This is a genomic window from Mycobacterium sp. NPDC004974 (assembly GCF_053600815.1).
This window is the reverse complement of sequence record NZ_JBSGAQ010000009.1, coordinates 151,041-164,900: the sequence shown is the minus strand read 5'-3', so window position 1 is coordinate 164,900 and position 13,860 is coordinate 151,041. Positions and strand designations below refer to the sequence as shown.

Below are 13,860 nucleotides of genomic sequence, written 5' to 3'. Positions count from 1 at the left end.
GATGACTGATACCCGGGACTTTTTTCGCGACGAGAGCCTCGTACCGGACCCGTATCCATTCCTGGCCGGGCTGCGGGAGCGTTGTCCGGTGCAGCGGGAACCGCATCAGAACGTGGTGATGGTGACCGGTTACGACGAGGCCGTCGCGGTATGCGGCGACCCCGAGACCTTCTCCTCGGCCACCTCGGTGACCGGACCGTTTCCCGGATTCCCGGTCGCGTTGGAGGGACATTCCGATCAAGAGGTCAGCGACCTCATCGACCGGCACCGTGACGAACTGCCGATGAGCGACCAGATCACCACGTTCGACCCGCCCACCCACACCCAGCACCGCGCGCTGTTGATGGGGCTGATCACGCCGAAGCGCCTCAAGCAGAACGAGGACTTCATGTGGCGGCTGGCCGATCAGACGCTGGAGCCCTACCTGGCCCGCGGTGGCGGCGAGTTCATCTCCGAATTCGCCGGTCCGTTCACGCTTCTGGTGATCGCCGACCTGCTCGGTGTCCCAGAGGACGACCGCGACGAGTTCGCGGCCCGGATGGGTGGGCACGATCAGGCCGGCATCGGCAGCACCGCCGAGCAGTCCGTCCAACAGAATCCACTGGAGTACCTGTACGAGAAGTTCTCGGCCTACATCGCCGAGCGCCGGGCGAACCCGCGTGAGGACACCCTCACCGAGATGGCCGCCGCGAAGTTCCCGGACGGGTCGACCCCGGAGGTAATCGACGTGGTGCGGTTGGCCGCCAACCTCTATCTGGCCGGCCAGGAAACCACAGTGCGGCTGCTGAGTTCCGCGCTCAAACTGCTTGCCGAACGCCAGGAACTGCAGGATCTGCTGCGCGCCGAACCCGCCAGGATCCCGAACTTCATCGAGGAGGCGTTGCGGTGGGAGAGCCCTATCAAGGGCGACTTCCGGCTGGCACGCAGCGCCGCCACGATCGGCGGGGTCGACGTGCCGGCCGGGGCCACGCTGATGGTGTGCAACGGTGCGGCCAACCGGGACCCGCGCCAGTTCGAGAACCCGGACACCTTCGACGTCGACCGTCCGAATGCCCGCAGGCACATCGCCTTCGGCCGCGGCGTGCACTCCTGCCCGGGGGCGCCACTGGCCCGAGCCGAGGCCCGGGTGTGCCTGGAGCGAATCCTGGCCCGCACCACCCAGATCCGGCTGTCAGAAGCCGAACACGGCCCCGAGGGAGACCGCCGGTTCGACTACGTTCCGACATACATCCTGCGTGGCCTGACCGTGCTGCACCTCGAGGTCACCCCGCGATGAAGGTTCACGTCGACGACGACCGCTGCCGTGGGCACGGCGTCTGCGTGGCGGTGTGCCCGGACGTGTTCACCCTGACCGACGACGGTTATGCCGAGGCGCTGACGCCCGAGGTGGGTGACGAGTTGCGAGCTCCGGTCACCGAGGCGGTCGAAGGTTGCCCGGAGCACGCGATCACGCTTGATTAGACCGCCTTGCGCACCCGGGCGGCGGCTGCGTCGGGCATCGGCTCGTAACGGGCGAACGAGCGGGTGAACGCCCCGGCGCCGTGGGACAGCGACCGCAGGTCGATCGCATACCGGGTCAGCTCGACCTCGGGGATCTCCGCCTTCACCAGGGTTCGGTTCTCGTCGGCCTGGTCGGTACCCAGCACCCGGCCGCGCCGGCTGGCCAGATCGCTCATCACCGCGCCGACCAGATCGTCAGGCACCACCACGGTGACATCGTCGATCGGCTCGAGCAGGTTCACGCCGGCGGCCGCGGCGGCCTCTCGCAGCGCCAGCCCGCCGGCCATCTGGAACGCGAAATCCGACGAGTCGACGCTGTGCGCCTTCCCGTCGACCAGCGTCACCCGGATGTCGACGACGGGGTAGCCGGCCTCTCCGTGGTCACTGATCCCCTTCTCCATCTGGGCCCGCACGCCCTTCTCGACGCTCGGGATGAACTGGCGTGGCACAGCCCCGCCGACGACCTTGTCGACGAACTCGAATCCGCTGCCCTCGGGTAACGGCTCAACCTCGATATCGCAGACCGCGTACTGACCGTGCCCACCGGACTGCTTGACGTGCCTGCCGTGTCCTTTTGCCTTGCTGCCGAGCGTCTCTCGGAGCGGTACTCGCAACTCGACGGTGTCCACCGACACCCCATAACGTCGCGACAGCGCATCGAGTACCACCCCGGCATGCGCCTCACCCATGCACCACAGCACGATCTGGTGGGTTTCCGGGTTCTGTTCGATCCGCAGGGTCGGATCCTCGGCGGCCAACCGCTGCAACCCGACCGAGAGTTTGTCCTCGTCGGTCTTGGCGCGGGGCTGCACCGCGATGGGCAGCAGTGGGTCGGGCATCGTCCACGGGCGCAGCACCAACGGATCGGCCTTGTCGCTGAGGGTGTCCCCGGTCTCGGCCCGGCTGAGCCGGCCGATCGCACAGATGTCCCCGGCCACCACCGCCGGGGCCGGGCGCTGCTGCTTGCCCAGCGGGAAGGACAGGGTGCCGATGCGCTCGTCCTCATCGTGGTCGGCGTGGCCGTGCGAGCCCTCGGCTGCCACCGAGTCGTCGAAGGCAGAAAAATGGCCCGACACATGCACGGTGGCGTCGGGCCTGATGGTGCCGGAGAACACCCGGACCAGGCTGACCCTGCCGACGTAGGGATCCGACGTCGTCTTCACCACCTCGGCCAGCAGCGGCCCGGACGGATCGCAGGCCATCGGCTTGCGGGCGGCGCCACTGGCGGCGAACACCTCGGGTAGGCGGTGCTCGGGCGGTGACGGGAAGCCGCGCGTGGCGATCTCGAGTAGCTCCAGCGTGCCGACCCCGGATCCGCTGCACACCGGGATCACCGGGAAGAACGAGCCGCGGGCCACCGCCTTCTCCAGGTCGGCGATCAACACCGACTCATCGATCTCCTCGCCGCCGAGGTAACGCTCCATGAGCGACTCGTCCTCGGATTCCTCGATGATTCCCTCGATCAGGGAGCCGCGCAGTTCGGCGATCTGATCGTCGTAGGCGCCGTCGGGTGGCCGGGTGGTGCGGGTGCCGTCGTTGTAGCAGTAGTACGTCCGGGTGAGCAGCCCGATCACCCCATCGCCGGCCGGGAAGTACAGGGGCGCCACCTTGTCGCCGAAGGCCCGCTGGGCGCCGGCGAGTGCATTGGCGTAGTTGGCCCGGGCGTGGTCGAGCTTGGTGATGACGACGGCACGTGGCATGCCCACGGCCGCGCATTCCTGCCACAACGACTTCGTCGGCTCGTCGATGTTCTCGTTGGCCGCGATGACGAACAGTGCGCAGTCGGCGGCACGGAGCCCGGCGCGCAGCTCCCCGACGAAATCGGCGTATCCGGGGGTGTCGATCAGATTGACCTTGATCCCGTTGTGCTGCAACGGTGCCAGCGCCAGGCCGACAGAACGCTGCTGACTGATCTCGGCCTCGTCGAAATCGCACACCGTCGACCCGTCGACCACCGAACCCGCCCGGGTCAGCACGCCTGCGGCGACCAGGAGCGCCTCCACCAGGGTGGTCTTGCCCGCACCCGACGGGCCGACGAGCGCCACGTTGCGAATGGCAGTGGGACTGTCCGCGGTGGGAACAGCCCCGTTGCCGGCTGAGTGTGTCTTGTCCGCCATGGCATTCCTCCTGGTGTCCCCGGGGCGCCCCGCTACGGCCCGCCGGACCTGCACTCCACCATTCCCTGATGTGACCTACGACACAAGATGTGCCCGATCGGGCTGCAGGTGAACATTCCGAGGAAGCGCACAGCACGCTGTCAGAATGAGGTCCATGACGCATACGCCGAGTCTCGAGACGACAGTGCCCTTGGAACTGGTCGGCACAGCTGCGGTGGTCGACCTTGAGGCGGCGTGTGAGCTGTACGGCCGTGACATGTTGCCGTATCCGCTGGGCCGTAGCCGGCCGGTTGGGTCGGTGTGGCTTCTCACCAGAGAAGTGGGAGCGATCGAAAATCGCCTCAACGGTGGCGATCTTTTTGGTGTCCGAGCGTGGGTGGAAGCCTTTGTGCGGGCTGATGATTGCGTGGGATGCCGGGTGAGCTTCTCCGCTGAGGGCGCCCCGGATCTTCGTGTGAGCGGGTTGCGGGCCGCCGAGTCGGGCTTTGTTGCGGTGCAGCACAGTGACTCTGATGGCATCGACGTTGTTGATCTCTATGCGGTATCACCAGCGGATTTGGCTGCAGCCACAGCTGATTCGGTCGGCTTGGTCGGCGCCGGCTCTCATGCGCGTATTGCGGTCGTAGGCTTGGAGGATCGGCTTCCGGCCCCGACCGAGTTGGCCGACGAGTACGACGACCTGGGTTTCCCGATTCCACGTGCTGAGCCGGATGGTCCGGCAGTGCACGTTGTGGATGGGAGTGATGTCGCAGCGATCGGGACAGTGCAGTCGCTCTCCGGCTCGACTCGGTACTGGGTGCAGGTCGACGGTGATGGCGACTATCTATATGCGCCCGATGATGCCGGCTATGCCGAACCGCTTGATGCCGAGACGCTGCGTGCGTGCCTTGAGGTGTCACTCCGGTGGGGCGAGTGATGACAGCTCGCCGTCAACAACACATCCGGGGTACGCATCGCGGATTCATCAGACGGTGAACTTCTCGCCCTCAAGCCGCTGTAGGGCACGACCATCGGTCAGTTCGTTGCGGCAGTCGGGATGCAGCCAATAGAACCTCACCCACTCGCGGAGCGCGTCGCTGTTGGCGGTGATGGTGCCGGAGCCCAGCTTTGCGGTGCGTTTTTTGGGGAGGACGAAGACAATCAGTTCGGTGAATGATGTCTTGCCCTTGAGGGGGTGATCCAGGATCTGTTGAACATCTTCCCACGTTCCACGGGCGAATGAATTCCACTGACCGTCCCACACCTCGAAACCGTGCGGATCCAGGTATAGATGTTTCGCGGCCCGGTATTTGAAAATTCGATAGAGGACCGGCGCGCCGTAGATGACGTAGAAAATGAAACCGGCCGGCACAATCAGTCGGTTGGTGCTGGATGGAATGAAATCGACCATGTCGAATTGCGCGAAGATGAGAAATGCACCCGCAGACAAGACGCCCAATAAAAGGCCGATGCTGAATATCCGATCGGCATATCTCTGCGGACGGATTTTAGTGCCTTCAGGGCCGTACTCGCCCCTCGGATGGGCTCTCCCTGACAGTGGGTAGGAGAGGTGAAACAGCAAGCTGAAGAGCAAGAGCGATGCGCCGAGGCAGAGGGCTGCCGTCAAATAGCTGCCGCGGATGAACCAGATGACAGCCCAGGCAGTGACGAAACCGCCGCCGCCTATCAATATTGCGAAGATGGACGCCAGCCGGAGGTAACCGGAGGTCGTCATCGAGGACAGAAGGTGTTGCCGATCCAGTTGCCGAGGGCTTCGCCGCCGAGTGCTGCGGCCAGGCCGATCGGGATGGCGGCCGGACCTGTCTCTGAGGCCGCGATGCCCGCGAGCGTACCGGCGGTAACCGAGGTGACACCCTCAGCTGTGGCGACGCATTTCTGGAAACTCGTCTCTGCCACAGCGATGTCCCACAAGGAGGTGGCAATACTCACGCCCGGCCCGAAGTATTTCCCGGTAGCGCCGAGCGGGCTCAAAATGGGATGGTCGATGAGATTGATGGGGACGTCTGCCTGACGACCATCCGGCGTACGGACGTAGGCGGTTTCCTTGCCGTCCGGCCACTTCGTCACTTCGGCAATAGTGCCGTTCGCGTATTGGGTAGTGCTGATGGTCTTTCCGGCCATACCGTACTGAGCCCAGTCCTCGAAAGTGACCGTCGTTGTCCGGGAAACCTCGTTGCCGTTCTTGTCGATATGCACGTCGGTGGTGAGCGGCCCTCGATCTGAGAAATTTGGTTTGGCATCGACAGTGTGGACGTGCTTGCTGCCGTCCATCATGTATCTGGTCGTGGTTGTCCCGACCGGCTCTCCGGTGGCGGGGTTGTACTGGGTCTCGACCTTCGTTTCCCGGACCGTTTGCGACATGTCGGTGTCGCGGAGGACGCCCTGCTGCAGCATTCCGACCGTTGACAGCGGGTTCGGCACCTCGTCCCCGGGCTTCTGAATTCCGGGAAACAGACTGCCCAGGCCGCCCGGGTTGGGCACCTCGAATCCGTGCTGTTGTGCCGCGCTGGTCACTTTCCCGGCGACGCTCTCGTCAGCCGCACCCACCTTCGCCAGCAACAAGTTGACATTGACCTGCTCGGACTGAGCACGCTTCTCCAGCTCGGCAGCCTGTTCGACCGTCATCTGACCGCCGTGGATCAACACCACCCATTGATCGCTGACATGCAATTGGCCGGTTGCGTCGATCTCGTCGGCCTTGTTCAGCAGTGGGGTGCGGGCACCTCCGATGGTGCCGGCACCCTCTTTGAACGCATCGCCCACGGCGGTGGTGTATTTCGAGAAGTCGTCGGTCTGTTTCTTCGCCCGGTCGAACATCGACGTGGCCGCGTTGTGCGCATCACCTGACCATGCCTTGGTCTCCGGCATGGTCTTGAGGTTGGAGCTGATCCGGGATACCGCGTCACCGACGGCTGTACCGGAAGTCTTGATGGCTTCACCGGCGGGAGTCAGAGAGTCGGGATTCCAGCGTTCGAGACGGGGACGCGAGGGCAACACGGGTCAGAAGATCTTTCCGAAGCTGCCCGCCAGACCGCCGTCGGTGACCTCATAGCTGTTGCCCGCGCCGCGCACCGCGGTACCCATGTCGTTGACACTGGTGGCGATTTTCTCGGCCACCTGTTTGACGTGTGAGCCGACGAGCTGCGCTGCCCACTGCGTGGTCGATCCGTCCAAGCCGTCGGCCGCGGTGGAGACCTTTCTGCCGACGTCAGCCTCGCGGATCAGGCCCGACGCGATATCCACCTGACCGGCAAAGGCGCGCAGGACCTCGGGGTCAACCTCCATGACGGCCTCCGTTCAGCTGTTGCCTCGTTGCATCATCAATGATGTTAAGGCAGGTCGGGGACCCCGCTGAGCAGCAATTCGGCTGTTTGGCGCGCTGTCACACCTGCCAGGACGACCAGTGGGTGACCTCGACGGTGATCACCGGGCCGTTGAGCGCGATGCGCTCGTACTGTGGGTATTTCGCGCGTAACAGCCCGTAACCGGTGGCCATCGCATCACCGCTGTGATGGACCGTGGCCCGCCCGTCGGCGCGTACCCACCACAGGTGTGCCCACTCGTCGGTGTAGTGGTCCACGAGCAGGCTGACCCTGGAATCCCGCTCGATGTTGGCCAGCCGGCGCAGGCGTTGAGTGGATTTCGGTTTGGCGTCGACAGCGCTGTAGATGGTGGCCGCGGCGTCCGCGTCGGCAGGCATGTGGACCGCGAACACCACCGGCACCAGGTGCGGCGCGCCGTCGGAACCCAGCGTCGCGAGCACCGCGCAGGGTGCCGTGGCGAATCGCGTTGCGGCATCGAGATCGGCCATCACTCCAGACTATGTGGATGACGTCGGCAACGCCTCAGGGCGGCGGTACGTCTCCGGGCAGCCCGCCGTCATCTGGGAGTGGTGGCAGCTTCATCAGCTCGTCGTAGGTCAGGTCGTCACCCTCACCCGGTGGCGAGGGCTGGCTTGGCATGACGATCGTGGGCCGGTAGTCCTCTGGCGGATTCTCGACGGGCGCGACGCAGCCTACGCCGTAGGTGGTGTTGGCAGGCACGCCGGCGTAATCGACGCAGCAGGTCGTGGCGATGGTGTCCAAGTTCTGGTCGGGACCGGGTGCAGCCATCGAGGTACACGCCTCGTATCCCTGCACGTCGAAGGCCGCCGAGGCGGGTGCGATCGTCGCCTGACCTGCGGCGCAGACGGCCACGAAGATGGCAGCTGTGGTGAGCGGACGCCGCCGACGTGTGAGGCTGGTGCGGATGGGCGTCATGAGCGCCAACCCTAATCAGCCGGTATCGCCACCGTCCACTGCCGGGCGGCCCGCGGTGCGATTCGGGTCCAACGGATTTCGATGAGTCTCGCGTTCGCTGAGGTCGCGATAGGGTGCCGGTGCGCGCGCTTGGTGGCCAATGGAGGGTTTCGTAATGATCACGTCCCGGATCGTGACAGCATCTGCGGCTCTGGCCGCATCGACACTCGTCGCGGTGGGTCTGGCGGCGTGCGCACCGCCGCAGAAGGGCGCGGCCGGTGGTGACACCGATACCGGGGTGAAGGTCGCCGAAGCCAGGTCTGCCGGCGACTTCGGCGGGATGGACAAGCTCATCGAGGCGGCCAAGGCCGAAGGTGAGCTCAATGTGATTGCGTTGCCCCCGGATTGGGCAAATTACGGCGCCATCATCAAGGCCTTCTCGGACAAGTACGGCATCGAGGTGCACTCGGCGCTGCCCGACGGCTCCAGTCAGGAAGAGATCAACGCCGCCAACCAGCAGAAGGGCAAGAGCACCGCGCCCGACGTGTTCGACCTGGGGCAGTCGGTGGCGCTGGCGAATACGTCGATGTTCGCTCCCTACAAGGTGGCCACGTTCGACGACATCCCGGAGAAGCTCAAGGATCCTGACGGCACCTGGGTCAACGACTACGGCGGCTTCATGTCGATCGGGTTCGATTCGACCAAGGTTCCGCCGATCACGGCCATCGACGACCTGCTCAAACCCGAGTACCACGGCATGGTCGCGCTCAACGGCGACCCGACCCAGGCCGGAGCCGCGTTCGCCGGGGTACTGATGGCGGCGGTGTCTCAGGGCGGATCGGCCGATGACATCGCCCCCGGGGTCGAATTCTTCGCAAAGCTCAACGAGGTGGGCAACTTCCTGCCGCTGGACCCGACGCCGGCCACGATCGCATCGGGACAGACTCCCGTGGTGATCGACTGGAACTACCTCAACGGCACCGAAAGCCAGAAGGTCCCCGGCTGGCAGGTGATAGTTCCCCACGAGGCCCTGGTCGCCGGGTACTACTTCCAAGCGATCAACAAGGACGCGCCGCATCCGGCGGCGGCCCGGCTGTGGCAGGAATTCCTGTTCAGCGACGAGGGGCAGAACCTGTACGCCAAGGGCGGGGTGCGCCCGGTGCGCGCCGACAAGATGATCCTGGCCGGCACCGCCGACCGCGCGGCGTTCGGTCAGTTGCCCCCCATCGACGGCCCGGTGACCGTCGCGACCCAGGCCCAAACCGATACCGCCAACAAGTATCTGGCCGACAACTGGGCCAAGGCGATTGGCTGAGGTCGCCCATGCCGGTTAGGACTTCTCGCCGGGAACTGCGTGCGGACATCCGTGACGCCCTGCCATTGCTGCCGTTCGTGGCCGTGGTGACGGTGTTCCTGATCGTGCCCACGGTGACGGTGATCGTCATGGCGTTCTTCGCCGACGGATCGTTCTCGCTGGAGCGGATCGCCGCGCTGTTCTCCGGCACCGCCCTGGCGGCGCTGGCCAAGAGTATTGCGCTGTCCGCGAGTACGGCACTGATCGGCGCCGTACTCGGTGCGCTTCTGGCCTGGTTGATCTTCAGCAGCCCGCCGGAGTCGATGATTCGGCGTGGGGTCCTGGCGCTGTGCAGTGTGCTGGCTCAGTTCGGCGGCGTGGCACTGGCTTTCGCGTTCCTGGCCACCATCGGGCTCAACGGTGTGCTGACGTTGTGGGTCAAGGAACACCTCGGCTGGAACCTGGCCGGTTCCGGCTGGCTGTACGGACTGGCCGGGCTCATCCTGGTCTACACCTACTTCCAGATCCCGCTGATGGTGATCGTCTTCCTTCCCGCCCTCGAGGGATTGCGTGAACAGTGGCGCGAGGCCGCGGTGAGCCTCGGTGCGTCACAGTGGCAGTACCTGCGGGAGGTCGCCGTGCCGCTGCTGGCCCCGGCGTTCCTGGGATCGATGCTGTTGTTGTTCGCCAATGCTTTTGCCGCCTACGCCACCGCGGCCGCGCTGGTCAGCCAAGGCAGTCCGATCGTGCCGCTGCTGATCCGGGCCGCACTCACCAGCGAGGTCGTGCTGGGTCAGTCCGGCTTCGCCTATGCACTGGCGCTGGAGATGATCGTGGTGGTGGCCCTGGTGATGTTCGCCTACAACGCGCTGGTGCGCCGGACGGCGAGGTGGCTCAAATGAACCGGGTGTATCGGCCGGTTCTGTGGGTGCTGTTCGGCCTGTTCTTCCTGTTCCCGCTGTATGCCATGGCCGATTTCTCGACCCGTAACCTGATCGCCGGCGGGCGCACCGCCGCGGCCTGGCGCAATCTGGTGGCCGACGAGGAGTTGTATCACGCCATCCTGATCTCGCTGTTGCTCGCGGTGTTCACCGTCATCGCGATGCTGGCGCTGCTGGTGCCGACGATGATCTGGGTGCGGCTGCGGGCCCGCTGGGCCGGGCGGTTCGTCGAGTTTCTCTGCCTGCTGCCGCTGATCATCCCGGCCCTGGTGATCGTGGTGGGCCTGCGCAACGTGTACTTGTGGGTGACTTACCTTCTCGGCGAATCGGCGCTCACCCTGACATTCGTGTACGTGGTGCTGGTGCTGCCGTTCGCCTACCGGTCGATCGATTCCGCGCTGGCCGCGATCGACCTGCAGACGTTGTCGGAGGCCTCCAGATCATTGGGCGCGGGCTGGTGGTCGACGATCAGCCGGGTGATCGTGCCCAACATCTGGTCCGGGATCCTGTCCGCCGCGTTCATCTCCATCGCGGTGGTGCTCGGCGAGTACACCGTCGCCTCGCTCAGCGGCTTCCAGACGCTGCCGGTTCAGATCGTCGCGATCGGCAAGAGCGATGGCCCGACCTCGGTGGCGGCCTCGCTGGCCACCCTGCTGCTCGGATTCGCGTTGTTGGTGGTGTTGGCGGCCCTCACCCGTGGGCGCCGCAGAAGGTTAGGAGTCCAAGAGTGAGTGCGAGTGCCGGTGTGCGGGTTCAACTTCGTGAGCTCACGCGCACTTATGGCAACGTCAACGCGCTCGATGGGCTGAGCCTGACGATCGAGCCGGGCGAGTTGGTCGCGCTGCTCGGGCCATCGGGGTGCGGCAAGACCACGGCGATGCGGATCCTGGCCGGGTTGGAAGAGGCCACCTCCGGCGCCGTGCTGGTCGGCGGGCGGGACATCAGTTCGGTGCCGGCCAACAAGCGGGACATGGGCATGGTGTTCCAGGCCTACAGCCTGTTCCCGCACCTCACCGTGCTGGACAATGTCGCGTTCGGTTTGAAGATGCGCGGAAAATCCAAGCGGGACAGGCTGTTCCGAGCTGCAGACATGCTTGATCTGGTAGGCCTGGCCGCGCACAAAGGCAAGTTCGCCAGCGAGTTGTCCGGCGGTGAACAGCAGCGGGTGGCGCTGGCCCGGGCCCTGGCGATCGAGCCGAGGGTGCTGCTGCTCGATGAGCCGCTGTCGGCACTCGATGCCAAGGTGCGTTCTCAACTGCGCGACGAGATCCGCCGGGTGCAGCTGGAAGTGGGGACCACGACACTGTTCGTCACCCACGACCAGGAGGAGGCCCTGGCCGTTGCGGATCGGGTCGGGGTGATGAGTCACGGCAAACTTGAGCAGCTCGCAACTCCGGCCGTGCTCTACGCCCGTCCGTCGACCCCGTTCGTCGCCGAGTTCGTCGGTCTGCACAACAAGGTCCGCGCGCGGGTGGCGGGTGGACGGGCCCGACTGCTGGGCGCAGAGTTGCCGACCCTGCCCGGGTCGATCAGTGCGGGTGCCGGTACCGCGATGCTGCGTCCGGAATCGATCAGGGTGCGCGCCGATCCGGACGGGCCGGCCGTGGTGGAATCCGTCGCGTTCCTGGGGCCGACGTCCCATGTGTACCTGAGCCTGCCGGACGGTTCACTGATCCACGCGCAGCTGCCCAGCTCGCGGGCGCGTGTCTTCAGGCCCGGCGTTGCGGTGAGCCTCGCGCTGGAGCGGGCCCCGGTGCTGGTGATCTAGCTCGTAACGTCACGGCGAAAAATTTCGCCTGTGACCGCCATGGCGTTACGAACGTGACGCCACCGAAGTGTGACAGGGGTTTGTTACCCGGCTCAGGCGTCGGCCCTAGACATCTTTGACCGGTTCGATGCCCAGATCGCGGTAGGTGACCAGCGCCGCGAACGGCACGCCGCGCTTGGCGAACCGGCCCGTCGCGACGTCGCCGCGGTCGACCATCGGGATGACGCCGGTGACAACGGCCCCGACGGCGGTGACGCGTTCGTAGGCGATCTCGGTGGAGCCGCCGGTGCTGATCACGTCGTCGACCAGCAGTACGCGGGTGCCGGGCTCGAGCCGGGTGCCTTCGATCCACTGCTCGCGGCCGCGTGACTTCTGTTCCTTGCGCACCGAGAACCAGGCCTTGCCGGTCACCATCGCCACACCGTGGGCCAGTGGGTCGGCCCCCATGGTGAGCCCGCCCACGGCGTCGAACTCGATGCCGCTCGCCGCGGCCAGATCGGCGACCGCCCGGCTGACGATGGCCATCCGCTCGCCGGTGTCGATGGCGAACTTGCCGTCGATGTAGTCGTGGCTCATCTGCCCGCTGGCCAGACGGAACGGTTCCTCGCGGTGTTCGTACCCGCGGGTGCGGATCAGGTCGAAGGCGGCTTGCCAGGTCTCCGGGCGCTCAGGCATACCCGCGATCGTATTGCACGGGTCGGCGGGGTCTCAGCCCTGCCTGGCGCGCTGGGCCAACTCGACTGTGGCCGCCCGCAACTCGTTGTACGAGCTGATCGGCGCGGCGTAGCCGACCCGGATGTAGGCCATCCCGCGCTCGGTGGTGACCCGCAGATCCAGGCCGTAGCGGTCGGCGCCGGTGCACACTGCCGTGCTTGTGTCGGGATAGCCGCCGAGGGTGCGGGCCATATCGGCCAGCGAATCGGCGTGGTCGGCGTTGAGATGTTCGATCGCCGCTGCGGCGTGTGGCGAGACCGGATCGGGTTCGGCATGGGAGTAGGCCTCACCGGTGGTCGAGTCCATCCGGCCGTATCCGCCGACCCAGCGCACCCGCTGCACGCGCAGTACCCAGAGGGAGAAGTCGCTGTAATCGATGTAATAGCGGGCGGCAGCCACCGCGTCCAGGTGGGCCTGGCGGGCCGCGGCGAGCTCGTCGCCGGTGGGCCGCTCGGCGACCCCGGCCAGTGTGATGCGGCTGCTGGCCAACGGATCCGACCCGGCGTCGGGGGCGACGATGGAGATGCTGGCCCGAGGATCGCCTGCGAGGTTGCGGCCGTGCTCGGCCATGTTCGACACACACAGCACCGGTGCACCGGCCAGGAGCCCGTAGGTGATGAAGGACGCCCATGGGTCGCCGCCGGCGGTGAGCGAGGCCAGTGTGCCTGCGTTCGTCGACGCCGCGACCGTGCGGGCTTCCTCGGCCGCAGACGGACGTGCCCCCTCGATCACCTCCGTCAATGGGGGAGGAACCGAAGGGGCATCACCGGGGTCGCCATGATCGCGTGTCACGCAGCGACCCTATCGTTCGGGTGTCGGCCGGGTCAGCCGCCGAGGGCGGCGATCAGATCCTTGATCTGAGCGGTCTCGGCCTCGGTCGCGGGCTCCTCGGCCTCGACGGCCTCGATGAGGTCCTTGCGCAGGCCGACGCCATTGGCAGCTTCCTGAGTGGACAGCTTCGCGCGGCCACGCGCGACATAGAGACGCTGACCGAGCGTGGCGGCAGGGCCCTCGGACGCCGTCGTCATCAGCTCGTCGTAGCGGTGCCGCACACCGCTGAGCGCGACGATGACGGACGGGGTGACGCGGCTGCGTCCCGCCGCCTCCGACAGCGACGTCTGCAGCTTGCGCAGACCGCTGAGGACGACCGCGGCGCGGTCGGCGTACTCAGGGTCGCTGATCGGCGGTAGCGCGTCGATCGCTGCGATGTACATGTGCATCGCCGCATCAGACAGACCAACGATTACTGGTGCTTCACCGTCATTTGGTGCGGACTCACCCACAGGCC

At 66.0% G+C, this 13,860-nt stretch carries 16 protein-coding genes; 7 read left to right on the top strand and 9 right to left on the bottom strand.

The window, feature by feature from the left end:
- Nucleotide 1: 1 nt before the first annotated feature.
- Nucleotides 2–1,276 (top strand): cytochrome P450, encoded by a 1,275-nt coding sequence (locus ACWEFV_RS20745; protein WP_450071526.1) that lies wholly within the window; start codon nt 2–4, stop codon nt 1,274–1,276.
- Nucleotides 1,273–1,461 carry a ferredoxin gene (locus tag ACWEFV_RS20740; RefSeq protein ID WP_450071525.1) on the top strand — a complete coding sequence of 63 codons (189 nt, stop codon included), beginning with the start codon at nt 1,273–1,275 and terminating at the stop codon, nt 1,459–1,461. The genes ACWEFV_RS20745 and ACWEFV_RS20740 overlap by 4 nt, the downstream gene beginning before the upstream one ends.
- Here the strand turns inward: ACWEFV_RS20740 and ACWEFV_RS20735 are convergent.
- Nucleotides 1,458–3,617: an elongation factor G-like protein EF-G2 gene (locus ACWEFV_RS20735; RefSeq protein WP_450071524.1), complete on the bottom strand. Its 2,160-nt coding sequence runs from the start codon at nt 3,615–3,617 to the stop codon at nt 1,458–1,460. The genes ACWEFV_RS20740 and ACWEFV_RS20735 overlap by 4 nt on opposite strands.
- A 184-nt stretch (nt 3,618–3,801) precedes the next feature.
- Between ACWEFV_RS20735 and ACWEFV_RS20730 the strand changes: the two genes are divergently transcribed.
- Nucleotides 3,802–4,533 carry a hypothetical protein gene (locus tag ACWEFV_RS20730; protein WP_450071594.1) on the top strand — a complete coding sequence of 244 codons (732 nt, stop codon included), beginning with the start codon at nt 3,802–3,804 and terminating at the stop codon, nt 4,531–4,533.
- Between the two features lie 48 nt (nt 4,534–4,581).
- Here ACWEFV_RS20730 and ACWEFV_RS20725 read toward each other — a convergent pair whose 3' ends face one another.
- From ACWEFV_RS20725 to ACWEFV_RS20705, 5 genes are all read right to left on the bottom strand, one after another.
- Entirely contained in the window at nt 4,582–5,331 is a 750-nt protein-coding gene (locus ACWEFV_RS20725) for a hypothetical protein (RefSeq protein ID WP_450071523.1), read from the bottom strand.
- On the bottom strand, nt 5,328–6,485 hold the full coding sequence (locus tag ACWEFV_RS20720; RefSeq protein WP_450071522.1) for a hypothetical protein: 1,158 nt from the start codon (nt 6,483–6,485) through the stop codon (nt 5,328–5,330). Before ACWEFV_RS20720 ends, ACWEFV_RS20725 begins: the two co-directional genes overlap by 4 nt.
- Nucleotides 6,486–6,617: 132 nt before the next feature.
- A complete protein-coding gene (locus ACWEFV_RS20715; RefSeq protein ID WP_450071521.1) occupies nt 6,618–6,902 on the bottom strand; it encodes a WXG100 family type VII secretion target in 285 nt (94 codons plus the stop codon).
- 97 nt (nt 6,903–6,999) lie between these two features.
- Nucleotides 7,000–7,428, bottom strand: coding sequence for a TIGR03668 family PPOX class F420-dependent oxidoreductase (locus ACWEFV_RS20710; protein WP_450071520.1), 429 nt, complete (start codon nt 7,426–7,428; stop codon nt 7,000–7,002).
- A 34-nt stretch (nt 7,429–7,462) separates the two neighbouring features.
- Nucleotides 7,463–7,876, bottom strand: coding sequence for a hypothetical protein (locus ACWEFV_RS20705; RefSeq protein ID WP_450071519.1), 414 nt, complete (start codon nt 7,874–7,876; stop codon nt 7,463–7,465).
- 154 nt (nt 7,877–8,030) lie between these two features.
- Between ACWEFV_RS20705 and ACWEFV_RS20700 the strand changes: the two genes are divergently transcribed.
- The 4 genes from ACWEFV_RS20700 to ACWEFV_RS20685 are packed head-to-tail and all read left to right on the top strand — an operon-like array spanning nt 8,031 to nt 11,858.
- Nucleotides 8,031–9,170 carry an ABC transporter substrate-binding protein gene (locus tag ACWEFV_RS20700; RefSeq protein WP_135459520.1) on the top strand — a complete coding sequence of 380 codons (1,140 nt, stop codon included), beginning with the start codon at nt 8,031–8,033 and terminating at the stop codon, nt 9,168–9,170.
- 8 nt (nt 9,171–9,178) lie between these two features.
- The gene (locus tag ACWEFV_RS20695; protein ID WP_135459519.1) at nt 9,179–10,051 is read left to right on the top strand and encodes an ABC transporter permease; all 873 of its coding nucleotides are present in this window, start codon (nt 9,179–9,181) and stop codon (nt 10,049–10,051) included.
- Nucleotides 10,048–10,821 carry an ABC transporter permease gene (locus tag ACWEFV_RS20690; protein WP_135459518.1) on the top strand — a complete coding sequence of 258 codons (774 nt, stop codon included), beginning with the start codon at nt 10,048–10,050 and terminating at the stop codon, nt 10,819–10,821. Before ACWEFV_RS20695 ends, ACWEFV_RS20690 begins: the two co-directional genes overlap by 4 nt.
- Nucleotides 10,818–11,858, top strand: coding sequence for an ABC transporter ATP-binding protein (locus ACWEFV_RS20685; RefSeq protein WP_135459517.1), 1,041 nt, complete (start codon nt 10,818–10,820; stop codon nt 11,856–11,858). Before ACWEFV_RS20690 ends, ACWEFV_RS20685 begins: the two co-directional genes overlap by 4 nt.
- Nucleotides 11,859–11,963: 105 nt before the next feature.
- Here the strand turns inward: ACWEFV_RS20685 and pyrE are convergent, their stop codons facing one another.
- Genes pyrE through ACWEFV_RS20670 form a run of 3 tightly spaced genes read right to left on the bottom strand, consistent with a single transcriptional unit; the run spans nt 11,964 to nt 13,786 of the window.
- On the bottom strand, nt 11,964–12,533 hold the full coding sequence (pyrE, locus tag ACWEFV_RS20680; protein WP_135459516.1) for an orotate phosphoribosyltransferase: 570 nt from the start codon (nt 12,531–12,533) through the stop codon (nt 11,964–11,966).
- A gap of 33 nt (nt 12,534–12,566) precedes the next feature.
- Nucleotides 12,567–13,364, bottom strand: coding sequence for a HugZ family pyridoxamine 5'-phosphate oxidase (locus ACWEFV_RS20675; RefSeq protein ID WP_450071518.1), 798 nt, complete (start codon nt 13,362–13,364; stop codon nt 12,567–12,569).
- Nucleotides 13,365–13,396: 32 nt separating this feature from the next.
- Nucleotides 13,397–13,786, bottom strand: coding sequence for a hypothetical protein (locus ACWEFV_RS20670; protein ID WP_135460345.1), 390 nt, complete (start codon nt 13,784–13,786; stop codon nt 13,397–13,399).
- Between the last annotated feature and the right edge of the window lie 74 nt (nt 13,787–13,860).